Source organism: Nocardioides sp. GCM10030259, assembly GCF_042666375.1.
Lineage (GTDB): Bacteria > Actinomycetota > Actinomycetes > Propionibacteriales > Nocardioidaceae > Nocardioides.
In genome coordinates, this window is sequence record NZ_JBHTDF010000003.1 from 101,937 (window position 1) to 119,737 (window position 17,801).

The 17,801-nt window shown below is 72.2% G+C and carries 20 protein-coding genes; 11 read left to right on the plus strand and 9 right to left on the minus strand.

The features are described 5' to 3' along the window. Window positions 1–50: 50 nt before the first annotated feature. The 3 genes from ACFQQI_RS03135 to ACFQQI_RS03145 form a co-directional block, all read right to left on the minus strand. Window positions 51–1,049: an anion permease gene (locus tag ACFQQI_RS03135; protein WP_378557779.1), complete on the minus strand. Its 999-nt coding sequence runs from the start codon at window positions 1,047–1,049 to the stop codon at window positions 51–53. A 6-nt stretch (window positions 1,050–1,055) separates the two neighbouring features. Next, window positions 1,056–1,673 (minus strand): DUF47 domain-containing protein, encoded by a 618-nt coding sequence (locus ACFQQI_RS03140; RefSeq protein ID WP_378557781.1) that lies wholly within the window; start codon window positions 1,671–1,673, stop codon window positions 1,056–1,058. 103 nt (window positions 1,674–1,776) lie between these two features. After that, window positions 1,777–3,930, minus strand: a complete 2,154-nt coding sequence (locus tag ACFQQI_RS03145) for an RNA degradosome polyphosphate kinase (RefSeq protein WP_378557784.1) — start codon at window positions 3,928–3,930, stop codon at window positions 1,777–1,779. 72 nt (window positions 3,931–4,002) lie between these two features. Here ACFQQI_RS03145 and ACFQQI_RS03150 point away from each other — a divergent pair, with 72 nt between their 5' ends. Next, a complete protein-coding gene (locus ACFQQI_RS03150) occupies window positions 4,003–5,028 on the plus strand; it encodes an alpha/beta hydrolase (RefSeq protein ID WP_378557787.1) in 1,026 nt (341 codons plus the stop codon). Window positions 5,029–5,038: 10 nt separating this feature from the next. Here ACFQQI_RS03150 and ACFQQI_RS03155 read toward each other — a convergent pair whose 3' ends face one another. After that, window positions 5,039–7,378 carry a hypothetical protein gene (locus tag ACFQQI_RS03155; RefSeq protein ID WP_378557790.1) on the minus strand — a complete coding sequence of 780 codons (2,340 nt, stop codon included), beginning with the start codon at window positions 7,376–7,378 and terminating at the stop codon, window positions 5,039–5,041. Between the two features lie 47 nt (window positions 7,379–7,425). After that, window positions 7,426–7,785: a DsrE family protein gene (locus tag ACFQQI_RS03160; protein WP_378557793.1), complete on the minus strand. Its 360-nt coding sequence runs from the start codon at window positions 7,783–7,785 to the stop codon at window positions 7,426–7,428. 24 nt (window positions 7,786–7,809) lie between these two features. Between ACFQQI_RS03160 and ACFQQI_RS03165 the strand changes: the two genes are divergently transcribed. From ACFQQI_RS03165 to ACFQQI_RS03175, 3 genes are read left to right on the plus strand one after another with little or no spacing between them, the layout of a single operon-like run. Next, entirely contained in the window at window positions 7,810–8,304 is a 495-nt protein-coding gene (locus tag ACFQQI_RS03165; RefSeq protein ID WP_378557796.1) for an FABP family protein, read from the plus strand. 8 nt (window positions 8,305–8,312) lie between these two features. Further along, the gene (locus tag ACFQQI_RS03170) at window positions 8,313–8,732 is read left to right on the plus strand and encodes a Fur family transcriptional regulator (protein WP_378557799.1); all 420 of its coding nucleotides are present in this window, start codon (window positions 8,313–8,315) and stop codon (window positions 8,730–8,732) included. After that, the gene (locus tag ACFQQI_RS03175) at window positions 8,725–9,675 is read left to right on the plus strand and encodes a YgfZ/GcvT domain-containing protein (protein WP_378557802.1); all 951 of its coding nucleotides are present in this window, start codon (window positions 8,725–8,727) and stop codon (window positions 9,673–9,675) included. Before ACFQQI_RS03170 ends, ACFQQI_RS03175 begins: the two co-directional genes overlap by 8 nt. Here the strand turns inward: ACFQQI_RS03175 and mshD are convergent. After that, on the minus strand, window positions 9,672–10,493 hold the full coding sequence (mshD, locus tag ACFQQI_RS03180; protein ID WP_378557805.1) for a mycothiol synthase: 822 nt from the start codon (window positions 10,491–10,493) through the stop codon (window positions 9,672–9,674). The genes ACFQQI_RS03175 and mshD overlap by 4 nt on opposite strands. Before the next feature lie 9 nt (window positions 10,494–10,502). Next, window positions 10,503–11,234 (minus strand): response regulator transcription factor, encoded by a 732-nt coding sequence (locus ACFQQI_RS03185; protein WP_378557808.1) that lies wholly within the window; start codon window positions 11,232–11,234, stop codon window positions 10,503–10,505. 83 nt (window positions 11,235–11,317) lie between these two features. Here ACFQQI_RS03185 and ACFQQI_RS03190 point away from each other — a divergent pair, with 83 nt between their 5' ends. After that, window positions 11,318–11,590 (plus strand): MoaD/ThiS family protein, encoded by a 273-nt coding sequence (locus ACFQQI_RS03190; protein ID WP_378557811.1) that lies wholly within the window; start codon window positions 11,318–11,320, stop codon window positions 11,588–11,590. A 3-nt stretch (window positions 11,591–11,593) separates the two neighbouring features. Here the strand turns inward: ACFQQI_RS03190 and ACFQQI_RS03195 are convergent, their stop codons facing one another. Beyond that, on the minus strand, window positions 11,594–12,223 hold the full coding sequence (locus ACFQQI_RS03195) for a hypothetical protein (protein WP_378557814.1): 630 nt from the start codon (window positions 12,221–12,223) through the stop codon (window positions 11,594–11,596). 48 nt (window positions 12,224–12,271) lie between these two features. Continuing rightward, window positions 12,272–12,691 (minus strand): VanZ family protein, encoded by a 420-nt coding sequence (locus tag ACFQQI_RS03200; protein WP_378557817.1) that lies wholly within the window; start codon window positions 12,689–12,691, stop codon window positions 12,272–12,274. A gap of 57 nt (window positions 12,692–12,748) precedes the next feature. Between ACFQQI_RS03200 and ACFQQI_RS03205 the strand changes: the two genes are divergently transcribed. The 6 genes from ACFQQI_RS03205 (at window position 12,749) to ACFQQI_RS03230 (ending at window position 17,680) form a co-directional block, all read left to right on the plus strand. Further along, complete coding sequence (locus ACFQQI_RS03205) at window positions 12,749–13,204, plus strand: thioredoxin family protein (RefSeq protein WP_378557820.1); 456 nt, start codon at window positions 12,749–12,751, stop codon at window positions 13,202–13,204. Window positions 13,205–13,431: 227 nt separating this feature from the next. Beyond that, entirely contained in the window at window positions 13,432–13,893 is a 462-nt protein-coding gene (locus ACFQQI_RS03210) for a DUF4395 domain-containing protein (RefSeq protein WP_378557823.1), read from the plus strand. Between the two features lie 50 nt (window positions 13,894–13,943). Continuing rightward, window positions 13,944–14,807 carry a sulfurtransferase gene (locus ACFQQI_RS03215; protein WP_378557826.1) on the plus strand — a complete coding sequence of 288 codons (864 nt, stop codon included), beginning with the start codon at window positions 13,944–13,946 and terminating at the stop codon, window positions 14,805–14,807. Next, window positions 14,807–15,103, plus strand: coding sequence for a DUF1416 domain-containing protein (locus ACFQQI_RS03220; RefSeq protein WP_378557829.1), 297 nt, complete (start codon window positions 14,807–14,809; stop codon window positions 15,101–15,103). Before ACFQQI_RS03215 ends, ACFQQI_RS03220 begins: the two co-directional genes overlap by 1 nt. Window positions 15,104–15,432: 329 nt before the next feature. Next, entirely contained in the window at window positions 15,433–15,867 is a 435-nt protein-coding gene (locus ACFQQI_RS03225) for a hypothetical protein (RefSeq protein ID WP_378557832.1), read from the plus strand. Window positions 15,868–15,934: 67 nt separating this feature from the next. Continuing rightward, window positions 15,935–17,680 carry a DUF4012 domain-containing protein gene (locus ACFQQI_RS03230; RefSeq protein WP_378557835.1) on the plus strand — a complete coding sequence of 582 codons (1,746 nt, stop codon included), beginning with the start codon at window positions 15,935–15,937 and terminating at the stop codon, window positions 17,678–17,680. The last annotated feature ends 121 nt before the right edge of the window (window positions 17,681–17,801 follow it).

The window sequence follows — 17,801 nt, forward strand, 5'->3', positions numbered from 1 at the left end:
CAGCCAGCAGCCGCCCGCGAGGCCCACCGCCCCACGAGCACCGACGACCCCTACTGACCCAGGATCAGGTGGATCACGGTGTAGAACGCCGCGGCGACGATGCCGGCCATGGGGAAGGTCAGGATCCAGGCGGCGACGATCGAGCGGGCGACGCCCCAGCGGACGGCGGAGAAGCGCTTGGTCGCGCCGGCGCCCATGATCGCGGAGGTGATCGTGTGGGTGGTCGAGATCGGCGCCTCGAAGACGAATGCCGTGGTGTAGAGGACGCCGGCGGCGACGGTCTCGGACGCGAAGCCCCGGGCCGGGTCGAGGTGGATGATCCGGCGGCCGAGGGTGCGCATGATCCGCCAGCCACCCGACCAGGTGCCGAGGGAGATCGCGCCGGCGGCCGAGAAGATCACCCACAGCGGGAGGTCGTCGCCCGCGGAGACGTAGCCGCCGGTGAGCAGGGCCAGGAAGATCACGCCCATGGTCTTCTGCGCGTCCTGGAGGCCGTGGCCGAGCGCCATCGCGGCGGCGGAGACGGTCTGGGCCAGGCGGAAGCCGCGGTAGACCTTGTGCGGGTTCCGCTTCCGGAAGATCCACATGATCGCCAGCATCAGGAGGAACGCCGCGAAGAAGCCGAACAGCGGCGAGCCGATCATCGGGATGACGATCTTGTCCAGGATGACGTGCCACTGGACGCTCGAGCCGGACGCGATGGCCGCGCCGACGAGGCCGCCGATGAGGGCGTGCGAGGACGACGAGGGCAGGCCGAAGTACCAGGTGATCAGGTTCCAGGCGATCGCACCGAGGAGGCCGCCCATCACGATCACCAGGCCGTGTGTGTCATCGGGGACCGTGATCACGCTGCTGACCGTCTTGGCGACCTCCTGACCGAGGAAGGCGCCGACGAAGTTCATGATCGCCGCCATGCCGAGCGCGATGCGCGGGGTCAGCGCCCGCGTCGACACCGAGGTGGCGATGGCGTTGGCCGCGTCGTGGAAGCCGTTCGTGTAGTCGAACGTCAGGGCAACGACGACGACCGCGATGACGATCGCGAGGTCCATGGTGGGTCAGGACTCCTTGACCGCGATCTGCTCCACCGTGTTGGCGACCTTCTCGAACGCGTCGATCGCCTCCTCGAGAGACTCGGCGATGTCCTTCAGCTTCAGCACCTCGATGGTCTTGAAGTCGCCGCTGAAGATGTTGGCGATGATGCGGCGGTGGTTCTTGTCGCCGGCGTTCTCGAGGCGGTTGACCTCGATCCAGTACTCCTCGAGCGACTGCATCGACCGGAGGTTGGGCATCGATGCCGCGGTCAGCTCCGCGCAGCGCTGGAGCACCTCGACCTGGCCGGACAGCTCGGCCGGCAGCAGCTTGACCTCGTAGAGCAGGATCATGTCGACGACCTCGTCCATCATGTCCATGACGTCGTCCAGGCCCGAGGCCAGCGAGTAGATGTCCTCGCGGTCGAACGGCGTGACGAAGGTCGAGTTCACCCGCTTGACGATCGCGTGCGTCGTCTCGTCGGCGTTGTGCTCGGCCTCCCGCATCCGGCGGGCCACGTCGTCGTGGTCGGCGCCGTCGGCGAGCATCTCGGCGAGCAACGAGGCGCCGGTGACGAGGTGCTGTGCTGACTCGGTGAGAAGGTCGTAGAACGAGGTGTCGACGGGGCGGAATCGCAAACCCACGGTTAACTCCTGATGAGGAGGACAAGGCCGCCGAACAGCCTAGGGGGTCGCCTGCCGAATCGCGCAAGCGCGGGGTGGTCCCGGGGTGGGAGCGTGTCCAGCGTCACCGGCGCCGGCGCTGCGCCTCGATGAGCGAGTCCTGCAGATCGGTCTTGCCCTGGTTGCGCGTCCAGAGGCCCTCGCTGTCGAGGTCCCAGGAGCTGGTGTCGTCGTCGAACGCCAGGTCGAGGAGATCGCCGATCGCGGAGACGTTGCCGTCGCCGGGCAGCCGGACCAGCACCTCGACGCGCCGGTCGAGGTTGCGGTGCATCATGTCGGCGGAGCCGATCCACGCGACGGGCTCGCCGGCGTTCTCGAACCAGAAGATCCGGCTGTGCTCGAGGTAGCGGCCCAGCACCGACCGCACCTTGATCGTCTCCGACAGGCCGGGTACCCCGGGCCGCAGCGCGCAGATGCCCCGCACGAGCAGCTCGACGGGCACGCCCGCCTGCGAGGCGAGGTAGAGCGAGTCGATGATCGCCTCGTCGACCACGGAGTTGGCCTTGAACCGGATCCGCGCCGACCGGCCCGCCTGGTGGTGCGCGATCTCGCGGTGGATCTGCTCGACCAGCCCGGACCGCACCGAGTCGGGAGCGACGAGGAGCTGGTCGTACTTCGCGTTGCGCGACCATCCCGACAGGTTGTTGAAGAGGTGGGCGACGTCCTCGCCGATCCGCTCGTCGGTGGTGATCAGCCCGATGTCCTCGTACAGGCGCGAGGTCTTCGGGTTGTAGTTGCCGGTCCCGATGTGGGTGTAGCGGCGGATCCCGTCGGCCTCGTCGCGCACCACCATCGCGAGCTTGCAGTGGGTCTTGAGGCCGACCAGGCCGTAGACGACGTGGCAGCCGGCCTGCTCGAGCTTGCGCGCCCAGCGGATGTTCGCCTCCTCGTCGAAGCGCGCCTTGATCTCGACGATCACCAGCACCTGCTTGCCGCTCTCGGCCGCGTCGATGAGGGCGTCGATGATCGGGCTGTCGCCGGAGGTGCGGTAGAGCGTCTGCTTGATCGCGAGCACGTGCGGGTCGGCGGCGGCCTGCTCGATGAACCGCTGCACCGACGTCGCGAACGAGTCGTACGGGTGGTGCAGGAGTACGTCGTGCCGCCTGGCCGCCTTGAAGACGTCGACGGGAGCCGACGACTCGACCTCCGCCAGCCGCGGGTGCGTCGAGGGCACGAACGCGGCGTACTTGAGCTCCTGGCGCGGCAGGTCGGCGATGTCGTGGAGCCCGCGCAGGTCGAGCGGGCCGGGCAGCCGGAACACCTCGTCCTCCGAGATGCCGAGCTCGGAGATCAGCAGCTCGAGCACCTGGGGGGCGATGGACTCCTCGACCTCCAGCCGCACCGGCGGCCCGAAGCGGCGGCGCAGCAGCTCCTTCTCGAGGGCGGCGAGGAGGTTCTCGGCGTCGTCCTCCTCGACCTCGAGGTCCTCGTTGCGGGTCACCCGGAAGGTGTGCACCTCGAGCACGTCCATGCCCGGGAACAGGCGCTTGAGGTGCTCGCCGATGACGTCCTCGAGCGGCACGAAGCGCTGGTTGCCGACCGGGACGAACCGGCTGAAGATCGGCGGCACCTTCACGCGCGCGAAGTGCTCCTTGCCGGTCTTCGGGTTGCGGATCAGCACGGCGAGGTTGAGCGAGAGGCCCGAGATGTAGGGGAACGGGTGCGCCGGGTCGACCGCCAGCGGCGTCAGCACCGGGAAGACGCGCTCCTTGAAGAGCCGCTTGCACGTCCGCTGCTCCTCGCGGTCGAGGTCGGGCCAGCGGACCAGCTGGATGCCGGCGGCGGCCAGGGCCGGCACGACGTCGTCGCGGAAGATCCGCGCCTGCCGCTCCGCGAGCCCGCGGGTGGTGATGAGGATCTGGTCGAGCACCTCGCGCGGCATCAGCCCGCTGGCGGCGGCCACGGCCAGCCCTGCGGCCATCCGGCGCTTGAGGCCGGCGACCCGCACCATGAAGAACTCGTCGAGGTTGCTGGTGAAGATCGCCAGGAACCGAGCCCGCTCGAGCAGCGGCAGCTGTGGGTTCTCGGCCAGCTCCAGCACCCGCTGGTTGAAGCGCAGCCACGACAGCTCGCGGTCGAGGAACCGGTCGGCGTACTTCTCGACGGCCGCCAGCGCCTCGTCGTCGGGCTCGTACGGCGGCTCGACGTCGAACGGCTGGTCGGGGATGCCCTCCCCATGACTGGCGACGGCATCCGGCGGCAGGCTGTCGATCGTCATGGTCCGAGTGTGGCACCGAACCGTGAACAGCGGGTGACGCGAGATTCGCCCCGATCGGTAGGTTGCCGTCGCGTGAGCCTTGTCGAGCGGATCGAGTCCCTGGCCCTGCACGGCGCGATGGCGCTTCCGGCGCGACTGCAGCGGGCGCTGGCCGGCCGCCCGGTCGTGATCGACGGCGAGCCCCTGGCCGTCGACACCCAGCTGATGCTGCGGATGCAGCGGCTGGCGCGCGAGGCGGGCGCCGAGACGCTGCCGATCCCGGAGGGTCGCCTGGCCGTGCTGCGCCACACACGCCTGGCCGCGGGGGACCGGCCGATCGGATCGGTGCGCGAGATGACGGTGGCCGGGCTCCGCGCCCGGCTCTACACGCCGTCGCTCGACCGTGGTGCGCTGCTGGTGTTCTTCCACGGCGGTGGCTTCATGTACGGCGACCTGGACTCGCACGACCCCGCGTGCCGTCTCCTCGCGGAGCGGTCCGGCGTGCGAGTGCTGGCGATCGACTACCGGCTCGGCCCCGAGCAGCCGTTCCCCGCGGCCTACGACGACGCGGTCGCGGCGTACCGCTGGGTCGTCGACCACGCCGGCGACCTCGGCGCCGACCGCGACCGGCTCGCCGTCGGCGGCGACTCGGCCGGCGGCAACCTCGCCGCGGTCGTCGCGATCGAGGCCGCGCGCGCGGACCTGCCGCTGGCCTTCCAGCTGCTGGTCTACCCCGCGGTCGACGCGGTGCGCGACACCGAGAGCGCGCGGCTCTTCGCCGACGGGTTCTACCTCACGCAGGCCTTCATGGACCTCGCCAACGCCAGCTACATCCGCGACCACGACCTCCGCGATCCACGCGTCTCCCCGACGTACGCCGACCTGCCCGCGGGACTCGCCCCGGCGTACGTCGCCACCGCCGGCTTCGACCCGCTCCGGGACGAGGGTGAGGCCTACGCGCGCAAGCTCGAGGCTGCGGGTGTCCGGGTGGACCTGCGGAGGTTCGCCGACCAGATCCACGGGTTCTTCAACGTGGTAGGGATCGGCCGCACCTCCCCGGCCGCCAACGCCGAGATCGCGTCCGCGCTGCGGGCGGGCCTGGCGGTCTCACCGGCGTAGTCCCTGCCGGTCAGCCCTTCCGCTGCCACCAGTGCCGCTGGTTCTGGAGCTCCAGCAGCTCGGCGCTGACCCGCTCGAGCTCCTGGGCGAGCTGGCGGGCCTTGTCCTCGGCCGCGACCCGCTCGTGCATGGCTTCCTCGGCGATCTCGGCCTGGTGGCGTACGGCGGCCTCGACCGCGCTCCGGTCGGTCGCCCGCTGGGTGGCGCCGGCCTCGGCCTCGGCGCGCAGCCGCGCCTGCTCGGTGGCCTCGCGCTCGGCGGCCTCCCGGGCCGCGATCGCCTGCCGCAGCTCCTCGGACTGGCGTGCGGTCGCCTCGCTGGTGCTGTCGAGGATCTCGCGGAGCCTGCGCTCGGCCTCCTGCCGCTCGGCGGTGGCGGCGGCCGCGAGCTCGGCGTGCGTGCGCGCGTCCTCCTCCGCGGCCCGACGCGCCGCGAGCGCCTCCGTGGCGGCCTGCTCGGCGGCCTCCCGCGCGGCCGCGTGCTCCAGGGCGCGGGTGTCGGCGGCGACGCGCTCCTCGTGGGCACGCTGGGCCGCCGCTGCCTGCTGCTCGGCGCGCTGGTGGGCGGTCGTCTGGTCGGTCGCCGCGTGGGCGGCGGCCTCGGCCTGCTCCCGCGCCCGCATCTCGGCCTGCTCGCGGGCGGTCTGGGCCTGCTCGGCGCGCTCGGCGGCCTCGCCGGCGCCGCGCTCGGCGGCGACCCGGTCGCCGTGGGCGGCCGCGGCGGCGTCGATCTGGGCCCGGGCCTGCGCCTCGGCCTCCTCGCGGGCGGCGACGGCGGCCGCGGCCTGCTCCTCGGCGGCCAGCCGGGCGGCGTGGGCCTCCTCGGCGCGCGCGGCCTGGTCGCGGGCGTTCTCGTCGGCCGCGATCCGGGCGTCGTGCGCGGCCTGGAGGGCCACGGCCATCTCGGCAGCGGTACGACGGGCCGCCTCCTCGCTCGCGGCGGCGGCTGCGGTCGCCTCGGCCTGACGGGCGGCGACCTGCTCGGCCTGGACGCGCGCCTCCCCGGCCGCCTCGGCCGCGGCCGACTGCTCGCGGGCGGTCTGCTCGGCGGCGGTGCGGGCGGCGTGCGCCTCCTCGGCGAGCCGCGCGTGCTCGGCGGCGGCCTCGTCGGCGGTCGTGCGTGCGCCCAGCGCCTCGGCGGCGGCGCTCTCGGCGGCGGCGCGGGCGGTGGCCTGGTCGGCGGCCGCCTGCTCCGCCGTCGCACGGGACTCCTGGGAGACGCGCACGAAGTCGTCGTGCGCCCGGGTCGCCTCGGCGAGCTCCCGGGCGAGGTCGGCGGCGCGTGCCTCGGCGACCTCGCGGTCGGCGAAGGCCTGCTGTGCCCGCTCCTCGGCCGCGCGCACCGTCGCCTCGGCCGCGGCGGTCGCCTCGGCGAGCGACGCCTCGGCCCCGGCTGCGGCCTCCTGCAGCGACTGCTGCGTGGCGGCGGACGTGTCCTGGAGGCCCTGCGCGGCCGAGGCCTGGGCCGCGCGCAGCGAATCCTCGGTCGAGGTGGCGAGGTCGCGCAGCGACTGCTCGCTCCCGGCGGCGGTGTCGCGGAGCGACTGCTCGGTGGTCGACGCGAGCTCGCGCAGCGACCCCTCGCTCCCGGCGGCGGTGTCGCGGAGCGACTGCTCGGTGGTCGACGCGAGCTCCCTCAGCGACTCCTCGGCGGCAGCCGCGGCGTCCCGCGCAGCCTGCTCCGCCGCGAGCCGGGCCTCGTGCGCGGCGGCCGCCTGCTCGGCGTGCTCGCGGGCGCGCCCCTCGGCGGCGGCCCGGGCCTCGTCGGCGCCGGCCGCCTGCTCGGCGGCAGCGCGGGCGGCCTCCTCGGCCGCCGTCCGGTCGACGGTCTGCTGCGCGGCGGCCTGCTCGGCGGCGAGTCGGAGCGCGGTCGCGACCTTGGCGGAGTCGACGAGCTTGCGGGCGGCCTCCTCGGCCTCCTGCCGCGCCCGGACGGCCTCGGTCGCCGCCTCCTCCAGGCGGGCCCGCTCCTCCGCGTGGGCGGCGCCGGCCTCCTCGGCGGCCTGGCGGGCGGCGTACGCCTCCTGCGCCTTCTCGGCGTGCTCGGCCGCGCGCTGGTCGGCCTCGATGCGGGCTCGAGCAGCGACCTGGGCCGACTCCTCGGCGACCAGCCGCTCGGCGGCCTGCTCGGCCGCGGCCTGCTCGGCACGGCGGCGCAGCTCCGCGGCGCGCTCGATCGCGGCCTGCAGGTCCGCGGGCGTGCGGACGGCCGGCTCGGCGACGGTCGGGCGCTGGGTCGGACGTTGGGGCGGCGCGGTCGGCGGCGCCGCGGGTGGCGTCGCGCCCTCCTCGGTCGTCTGCTCGCCCTTGCGCTGCCACCAGCGGGTCGGAGTCGGGTCGTTCGAAGTCATCAGTGGTGCAGCCTAGGGCCTCTCGAGCGTCTGGCGGAGGGGACAGGTCAGTAGACGAGAGCCTGCGCGTCCAGGGCCAGCGCCTCCTCGACGTACGCCGAGGCCCCCGCGATCCGCACGCCCGGCAGCAGATCGGCCTCCGTGATGTCGCGTCGCCGGGCGCACTGGGTGCACACCGTGACCCGGCCGCCCTCCGCGACCGCCGCGACGAGGTCGGCCGCCGGGGCGGCGTGCGGCAGCTCGAACGCCGGTCGCCCCGCCACGCCCAGCCACGCGCCCTCCCCGGTCAGCCACAGGCTCACGTCGGCGCCTGCGCTGACGGCGGTCGCGGCGACGGTCAACCCCTGGTTGCACCGCTCCGGCTCGTCGGAGCCGCAGGTCACCTTGACGACGAGTGGGCGAGTCATATCACTCACCCTAGAGTGGGAGTCATGCCGTTCGAGCTCCCCGACAACCTGCACCCCGACTGCGCCCCGGTCGCCTGGCTGCTGGGACGGTGGGGTGGCCGGGGCAAGGGTGACTACCCGACGATCGAGCCGTTCGAGTACGGCCAGGAGCTCGTCTTCACGCACGACGGCCGCCCGTTCTTCCACTACTTCGCCCGCTCCTGGATCGTCGACTCCCACGGCGAGAAGGTGCGCGAGGCAGCGCAGGAGGCGGGCTTCCTGCGCTGCAGGCCCGAGGGCAAGGTCGAGCTGCTGCTCACGCACAACACCGGCTTCGCCGAGGTCTGGTACGGCGAGGCCGAGGGCGGCAAGCTCGAGCTGACGACCGACGCGGTGGTGCGCACCGCGACCGCCAAGGAGTACGTCGGCGGCAAGCGCCTCTACGGCAACGTCGAGGGCCGGCTGCTGTACGCCTACGACATGGCCGCCATGGGCCAGCCCCTGCAGCCCCACCTGTGGGCGACGCTCGAGCGCCAGTAGGACCCGCCGTGACCGAGGACCTCGCCGCCAAGCTGCACAGCCTCGGCTACCGGCTCACCCCGCAGCGCCAGCTCGTGCTGCGCGCGGTCGAGAAGCTCGGCCACGCCACCCCCGACGAGATCCTCGCCGAGGTGCAGCAGCACGCGAGCGCGGTCAACATCTCGACGATCTACCGCACGCTCGAGGTCCTGGAGGAGCTCGGCCTGGTGCGCCACACGCACCTGTCCGACCGCGCCCCGACGTACCACTCCGTGACGGACCACGAGCACTTCCACCTCGTCTGCCGGAATTGCCACCGCGTCATCTCCGTTGACCCAGAGGTGGTCGCCCCGCTGTCCGAGGCGCTCGAGCAGCGGCACGGGTTCGTGGTGGACGTCGGCCACTTGGCGATCTTCGGCAATTGCGTGGAGTGTGAACTGGATGCCTAGCCCCTTGCTCGACCTGCCCGGCGCTGTCGCCGCCGACGGCGTCGACCACGACGTCGCGGCCCACTACGGCTCGTTCAACGGCGAGCAGCGCACGCTCGAGGCGGGGGAGGGGTTCGTCGACCTCTCCCACCGCGACGTCGTCCGTGTGACCGGCCCCGATCGGCTGACCTGGCTGCACTCGCTGACGACCCAGCACCTCGAGTCGCTCGGCCCGAACGTGTGGACCGGCGTCCTGATCCTCAGCCCGCAGGGCCACGTCGAGCACGCGTTCTTCGGGTACGACGACGGCGAGTCCTTCACCGCTCACACCGAGCCGGGGACGGCCGCCGCGCTCGTCGAGTTCCTCGACCGGATGCGCTTCATGATGCGCGTCGAGGTCGCCGACGTGACCGCCGAGCTGGCCACCACCTGGCGGCCGTCGTCCGCCGGCGAGGGCCCGTACGCCGACTACGAGTTCGTGCCGCGCGACCAGCTGACGTCGTACGCCGAGGCGGCCGGGCCGGCCTGCGGCATCTGGGCGTTCGAGGCGCTGCGCATCGCGCGGGGCGAGCCGCGGCTCGGGCTCGACACCGACCACCGCACGATCCCCAACGAGGCCGGCTGGATCGGCCCCGCGGTCCACCTCGACAAGGGGTGCTACCGCGGCCAGGAGACCGTCGCCCGCGTGCACACGCTCGGCCGCCCGCCGCGGCGGCTGACGCTGCTGCACCTCGACGGCTCCGAGAACCGGCTGCCCACCGTCGGCGCCGACCTGCTCCACGGCGACAAGGTCGTCGGGTTCGTCGGCACGTCGGCCCGCCACCACGAGCTCGGCCCGATCGCGCTCGCGATGGTCAAGCGCAACGTCCCCCTCGACGCGCAGCTCGTCGTCGAGGAGATGCCGGCCGCCCAGGAGGTCGTCGTCGACCCCGAGGTCGGCCTGCACGTGCGGCCGCTGCGCTAGTCGCGCCGATACATCACGTGCGTGTCGGCGTCGGCGTGCGTGAACCCGAGGCCGGCGTACAGCGCCACCGCGGGCGCGTTGTCGGACTCGACGTAGAGGTGGATCTCGGCGACGCCCAGGTTCGTCAGGTGGTGGAGGCCGGCGAGCGTCATCACCTTCCCCAGCCCGCGTCCCTGCGCGGCCGGGTCGACGCCCACGACGTACACCTCGCCGCTCCGCGCGTCGTGCTGCTTGGTCCAGTGGAACGCGAGCAGGCGGTCGCCGTCCCAGGCGAGCAGCAGCCCGGCCGGGTCGAACCACGGCTCCGCCATCCGCTCCGCCAGCTCCGCCGTGTCCATCGCGCCCTGCTCGGGGTGGTGCGCGAACGCCGCCGCGTTGACCCGGACCACCTCGTCCGCGTCGGCGGGCGTGTAGCCGCGGATCGTCAGCCCGTCGGGCGCCGTGACCGCCGGCAGCGGGAGCGTGGTCGGCCGCCGCATCACCCACAGTGAGCGCACCCGCTCGAACCCGTGCCCGGCCGCCAGCCGCGCCGCCGCCGGGTGGTCGCCGTGCGACCAGGCCGTCAGCCCACCCGCGCCGTACGCCGTGAGCGCCTCGCCGAGCAGCCGCCCGCCAATCCCGTGCCTCCGCGCCGCCGGCCGCACGACCAGGTGCACCTGGTCGTCGATCAGCAGCGCGAACCCGTCGTCCTCCATCCACCCACGCACGGTCTCCGGCCGGTGCCGGAGCGCCCGCCAGGTCGCCTCGTCCAGCGGTGCCGCCCCGTCGGCCTCCTCCGCCTCCGCTGCGATCCTGGCGATGGCGTCGAGTTCGGGCACGCGGCCAGCCTAGGGCGTGGACTGCGTGAGCGAGTCGTCCTCGGCGGCGGCCTTCTGGTCCTTGGCCGGCAGCACGAACCGGTAGCCGACGTTGCGCACGGTGCCGATGAGGGTCTCGTTCTCGGGGCCGAGCTTGGCGCGGAGGCGGCGTACGTGGACGTCGACGGTGCGGGTGCCGCCGAAGTAGTCGTAGCCCCACACCTCCTGGAGCAGCTGCTGGCGGCTGAACACCCGACCCGGGTGTTGCGCCAGGAACTTCAGCAGCTCGAACTCCTTGAAGGTCAGGTCGAGCGAGCGGCCGCTGACCTTGGCGGTGTACGTCGCGTCGTCGACCACGACCTCGCCGGAGCGGATCACGTGGGACTCGGGGTCGTCCGCCTCGCGGCGGGCGCGCAACCGGCCGATGGCGAGCTTGATGCGCGCCTCGAGCTCGGCGGGACCGCAGGTGTGCAGCACGACGTCGTCCATGCCCCAGTCGTGGATGACGACCGCGAGACCGCCCTCGGTGCAGACCAGGAGCACCGGTATCTCGGTGCCGGTGGTGCGGATCAGCCGGCAGAGATCCCGAGCGTGGGCGAGGTCCTGGCGGCCGTCGACGAGCAGCAGGTCGGAGTCGGGCGCCTCGAGCAGGGCGCTGCCCTCGGCCGGCAGCACGCGCACCTGGTGACCCAGCAGTGAGAGGGCGGGCAGCACCTCGGCCGACGGCTGGAGCGCGCTCGTGAGAAGCAGGAGCGTGCTCATGGGTGGTCTCCTCCCGGCAGGGCGGGGACCGAAACGCGACGCTGGGCTTCGGCCAGTTGTCCTGGTCGGGAAGAATACCGGGTGTGAGCGTCGCCCCGATCGAAGTCCACTACTGGGCGTCGGCCCGCGCCGCCGCCGGCGTGAGCGTCGACGAGATCGCGGTCGACGGGCCGATCACCCTCGAGGACGTCGTACGCCGCGCCGTCGCGCTCCACCCCGGCACCCGGCTCCCCGACGTGCTCAAGGTCTGCTCGGCGCTCGTGGGCGACCGCCCGGTCAGCTCGAATGATCCGGGCCGGGTCGAGGTGCGCCCCGGGGAGACCGTGGAGTTCCTTCCTCCGTTCGCCGGGGGCTGAGCGTCAGGGTGCCGTGTAGGCCCACGTTCCCCAGTAGCGCCAGGCGGTGTTGGGCGTCGAGGTGAAGTTCAGGAAGAACACGAACGGGGCGTGCGTGGGGTTGTCCCAGGCCCGGACGCTCGGACCGGTGAGGTTCTCCAACCCGTCCAGGTAGACGCAGACACGGCCCGCGGGCGCGGTCGGGGTCAGCGCCGAGCCGGCGCAGGCCGGGTCGGTGGCCGTCCCCGGGAACGCGTCGTTGCCGAAGCCGTAGGCGGTGGGCGCGGCAGGCGCGATGCCCGGGAAGTTGATGTTCTCCACGATCTGCGTCGCGGTCGCGTACTCGCGGCCGGTGTCGAAGAAGCGTCCGGTGACGGTGACGCCACCGGGGATCGTGTCCCACGCGCTGGCGCCGCGTGCCCCGGCGAGGGCCTTGACCGTCTTGTCCGCCAGGTCCTTCTTGAGGAGCGTCTTGTTCTTGACGTCCTTGCTGGCCACCGTGCCGTCCTTGATGTCCTTGCTGGCCACCGTGTTGTTCTTGATGTCCTTGCTCGTGATCTTCGAGGCGGCGATCGCTCCGCCGGTGGTTCCGAGCAGCAGACAACCGGCCACGATCGCGATGACCGGGGTGTGTCTCGAGAGCGGGATCTTCATGCACCGACGCTAGGACTCCTACCGAGCACGGAGCATGCCCCGTGTGGGCTACTTTCGGAGCGTCCTCGGGACGGCGACGACGAGCGCCCCGATCATGCCGCCCAGCGTGTTGGCGGCGACGTCGATCCACGAGGCGGTGCGGGCCGAGAGCAGCAGGCCCTGCACCAGCTCGACCGCGGCGGCGGCCGCGAACGTCCACCCCGCCCAGTCCCGCCAGGTGGTCCGCGGCCACACCACCGAACCGAGCGCCGAGACCGGCGCGAGGATGAGGGCGTTGCACAGGAACTCCGCCCGCGCCTGGGTCGCCGTCGCCGGGTCGAAGCCGACCGTCACGCCCACGTCGCGCACGAACCCCGCCATGCCCGACTGGGTGCCCGACGTCGGCGCGAGCAGGGCGATCCCGAGCAGCGCGACGTACGTCACGAGCGCGGCCAGCAGCCAGCGCCTCGTGCGGTCGGAGAGCCCCATGGCGAAACGCTGTCACACGGCTGGGAATGCGTCGTACGCCATCCGGGTTACCTCGCCGTGACTACGGGAGCGTGGGTGGTGGTCGTCGCGGTCTTCGCGGCGGTCGCCTTCGGGCTCTACCGCGCGCTCACCGACGGCCGCTTCCGCGGCACCCACAAGGTCCGGGACGGCGCGGGCACCGCGCCGGCGGCCCCGACGCCGACCGTGTGGACGGACGTCCGCGCCGCGATCCCGGACGCCGAGCTGGGGGAGAAGGCCACCCTGCTGCAGTTCTCCTCCGCCTTCTGCGCGCCCTGCCGGGCCACGCGCCGTACCCTCACCGACGTGGCGGCGGTCGTGCCCGGGGTGGTGCACCTCGAGGTCGACGCCGAGCACCACCTGGAGCTGGTACGCCGCCTGGGCGTGCTGCGCACCCCGACCACGCTGGTGCTCGACGCCGCCGGCCACGAGGTCTCGCGGTCCGCGGGCGCACCGCGCAAGGAGCAGGTCATCGCCGCCCTGGGGAACGCCTGATGTCCACATCGCGGACCACCGTCTCACCAATTGGGACACCAGTTGGGAGCGGCCGCGGATCACTCCCTACGCTGTCTGCCATGTCCTCGACCATGCTGACGAAGCGCCGCGCAGTGGACCACTGCCGCGTCCGCTCGTCGCTGTGTCGAATGCACTGATCGGCTGCGCCTCAGCTCTCTGCTGACCTGCGTGGCCCTTTCGCCCACGCATTCGTCAGCAGGAGAGACATGTCCACGACCACGTCGCCGCAGCAGGCCGGTTCCGCCACCGGCATCGACCCGCGCGGTCCGCAGTTCGCCGCCGCCCTGACCGCGGTCGTGCTGGTCGCCGTGCTGCTCCTGGCGCCGAGCCCGGCCGCCACCGTGCTGCTGGCCGCGCAAGCCGTGCTCTTCGCGATCGGCGCCACCCGGGGCGTCCAGCGCACGCCGTACTCGTGGCTCTTCCGCATCGTCGTCCGACCCCGCCTCGGCGCGCCTGACGAGCTCGAGGACCCGGCGCCGCCGCGGTTCGCGCAGGCGGTGGGCCTCGGCTTCGCGGTCGTCGGACTGGTGGCGTTCCTCGTCGGCGTCGACCTCCTCGGGATGGTCGCCGTCGGTCTCGCGCTGGCCGCGGCACTGCTCAACGCCGTCTTCCGGTTCTGCCTCGGCTGCGAGATGTACCTGCTCATCAAGCGCGCGACCGCGCACTGAATCCCAGACCCCCGCGCCCCTTCCTCGGCGCACAAGAAAGGTAGAAGCACATGACCCGCGAGAACTCCCTCGTCACCGCCCAGTGGGTGGAAGAGCACCTGGACGACCCGAAGGTGGTGCTGATCGAGGTCGACGAGGACACGACGGCCTACGACAAGGGCCACATCCGGGGCGCCATCAAGCTCGACTGGACGACCGACCTGCAGGACCAGGTCCGTCGCGACTTCGTCAACAAGCAGCAGTTCGAGGCACTGCTCTCCGAGCGCGGCGTCGCGAACGACGACACCGTGGTGCTCTACGGCGGCAACAACAACTGGTTCGCCGCCTACGCCTACTGGTACTTCAAGCTCTACGGCCACCAGGACGTCAAGCTCCTCGACGGCGGCCGCAAGAAGTGGGAGCTCGACTCGCGCGAGCTCACCGACGAGGCGCCGAGCCGCGCCGGCACGTCGTACACCGCCTCCGAGCAGGACTCGTCGATCCGCGCGTTCCGCGACGAGACCGTCGAGGCCATCGGCGTGAAGAACCTGGTCGACGTGCGCAGCCCCGACGAGTACGCCGGCCGCCTCCTCGCGCCGGCCCACCTCCCGCAGGAGCAGGCCCAGCGTGCTGGCCACATCCCGACGGCCGCGAACGTCCCGTGGAGCAAGGCCGCGAACGACGACGGCACCTTCAAGTCCGACGACGAGCTCCGCGAGATCTACACCGAGGCCGGCGTCGACTGGGACAAGGACACCATCGCCTACTGCCGCATCGGCGAGCGCTCCTCGCACACCTGGTTCGTGCTCAAGGAGCTGCTCGGTCAGCAGAACGTGAAGAACTACGACGGCTCGTGGACCGAGTACGGCTCCCTCGTCGGCGTCCCGGTCGCGCTCGGCGACGAGGCTGGCCAGGCAGATGGGCAGGGTGCCTGATGTGCGGCGCGACTGAGGGCGGTCTCTCCCTCGACGGGATCGACGTCAAGAAGGAGGCGGTCGTCCAGGGCCAGGTCGTGCGCGACGGCGAGCCGGTGGGCAACGCCTACGTGCGGCTCCTCGACCGCACCGGCGAGTTCACCGCCGAGGTCCCGACCTCGGCGACCGGACACTTCCGGTTCTTCGCAGGCGACGGCGAGTGGACCCTGCGCACCCTCGCCCCGAAGGCCGACCCGGTGGACAAGAAGGTCGTCGCCGCCGTGGGCTCCGTCGCCGAGGTGGTCGTCGCCATCTGACGCCGGAACGAGCAGTCACACCCGCAGCCCCGCGCCCCCTCGGCGCGGGGCTGCGGTGCTTCGTCGTCCGAGTGCTGGACGGAGGCACCCGACTGTCTGGACCACCGAGGGGCCGACCCCAGTGTCCGGAGATGGCCCGAGTCGGCCAGCGCGCATGATCCGAACAGGTCAATATCGGCACGTGGGAGCCACTCCTGAGGGAAACCTCCCGACCAATCGCCGCGACGCCGCCAGATCACGCGTGGATCACACGGATTCGTCGTACGCATCCCCAATCTGCGTGATTGGATTGCCGCTCCTGAACTTGAGCGCTCGTGGGGAGTTTCCGAATGAAGAAGTACCTGTCCGGCCTGATCGCTGCCTTCCTGATGTCGGCCGGCCTCGTCGCGTTCTCGGGCGCTCCCGTCTCCGCCGCCGACTGCGGCACCCAGTACCAGCCGGCGTGCGTGCCGACGAAGCCGCAGGCGCCGAAGACCGTGACGGTCCCGGCGGGCGAGGCGCCGGAGGTGCCGATCACGATCCGCAGCTCGGGCAACCTGAAGCCGGCCGGCACCGTGACGGTCAAGCTCGACGGCAAGAACATCCCCAAGAAGCTCCGGGGCGAGGACATCGACTTCAAGGTCAAGAAGGGCAAGGTCGTCGTCGAGCTGCCGAAGCTCAAGCCCGGCAAGTACACCTTCAAGTACACCTTCCAGCCCAAGAAGGGCACGACCTTCGAGACCTCGAAGGGCACGATCACCGTCGTCGTCAAGAAGAAGCGCTGACGCTCTGATCGCAACCGTCCGGGCCCCGCGACCTCGTCGCGGGGCCTGACGTCACGAGGTGCAAACCGTGAACCGACGCGCCCTCCTGATCGGGCTCACCGTCGTCGTCGGGGCCGTGGTGGCCTTCGGAGCGTGGGCCGCATGGACGACGTACCAGGTCAACCGAGACCTCACCGCCGCCGTCGACGACGCCGCGGCCCTGCGCGCGGCCGTGGACGAGGACGATGACGACGCCGTCCGGGTGGCCCTCGGCGGCATGAAGGACCACAGCGCGGCCGCCGCCGAGCGCACCGGAGGCCTCACGTGGTCGGTGCTCGAGCGGCTGCCGGCGTACGGCGACGACGCCCGCGGCGTGGCCGTCGCGAGCGTGGTGGCGCGCGATCTCGCCGACGACGGTGTCGAGCCGCTGGTCCAGGTCGCCGACGAGCTCGACCTCATCGTGCCCGACGACGCGCGCGTCGACGTGGCGGCCCTCGAGGACCTCCAGACCCCAGTCGCCGCAGGCCTCTCGGCGTTCGACGCGGCGCAGGCGCGCCTGGCGGCGGAGGACTCGACGGGGTACGTCGAGCGGTTGCGCTCCGAGTACCGCGACCTGGCCGGACAGGTCGCCGACGCCGCCGACCTGCTGCGGAACGCCGGCACCACCCTCGACCTGCTGCCCACGATGCTCGGCGCCGACGGCCCGCAGAACTACCTGCTCGTCTTCCAGAACAACGCCGAGATCCGCGCGACAGGCGGCCTGCCGGGCGCCGTCTCGGTCGTGCGGACCGACGGCGGTCGCGTCGAGATGACCCGCCAGGTCGCCGCGAACACCTTCGGCCGCACCGCGCAGCCCGTGCTCCCGCTGACGGACCCCGAACAGGCCATCTACAACGAGATCCTCGGCACGTACTTCCTCGACGCCAACCTGCAGCCGGACTTCTCCCGCGCCTCCGACCTGTGGCGGGCCCGCTGGGAGCAGGTCTACCCCGAGCGGCTCGACGGCGTCGTCTCGCTCGACCCCGTGGCGATCTCCTACCTGCTCGATGCGACCGGCCCCGTCGAGATCGGCGGCGTCGAGCTCACCGAGGACAACGCCGTCGGCGAGCTGCTGTCCCGGGCCTACCTCCGCTTCCCCGACCCGGCCGACCAGGACCGCTGGTTCCGCCAGGTCGCCCGCACCGTCTTCGACAGGGTCTCGAGTGGAGTCGGCTCGCCCCAGGGGCTCGTGCGTGCTCTCGCCAAGGGGGTCCGCGAGCACCGGGTCCTCGTGCACAGCTTCGACGACACCGTGCAGGACGCCATCGCCGGCCAGGCCGTCGCCGGCGACCTCGTCACCGACCCCGTGGCTGCACCGCAGGTCGGCTTCTACCTCAACGACGGCACCGCCTCGAAGATGTCCTACTACCTCCGGTACGACGTCAGCGTCGACGCGACGTACTGCAACCAGGGCGTGCAGGGCCTCACCGGCCACGCCACGCTGTTGTCCGACGCCCCGGAGAACGTGTCATCCCTGCCGGACTACGTCACGGGCAGCTACGCCACGTACGGCGGCGACCCCGGCTCCCAGCTCGTGCAGGTCTACATCTACGGCCCGGTCGGCGGCGAGATCACCGCCCTCGCCCTCAACGGCAAGCCCCTGCGCGGACCCGGCCCGATCCTCGATCGCGGCCGCCCGGTGCAGAACGTGACGCTGCTGCTCGACCCGCAGCAGAAGGTCGACCTCACCTGGCGCATGAAGACCGGTGAGGGCCAGACCGGTGACATCGACGTGGCGGCGACTCCGTCCGTAGAGGCCAGCGCCGCGTCCGCCACGGCTGAGTCCGCATGCTGACTGTGTCTGGGCGTACTTCCCAAACGGCCTGTAGGGGACGGTCGGTCCGGATAGCATCAGCCGGGACGTCGGCTCGATGGTGGGGGAGATGCCCAACCGCGGCCAAGGCAGCCGCGCTCGC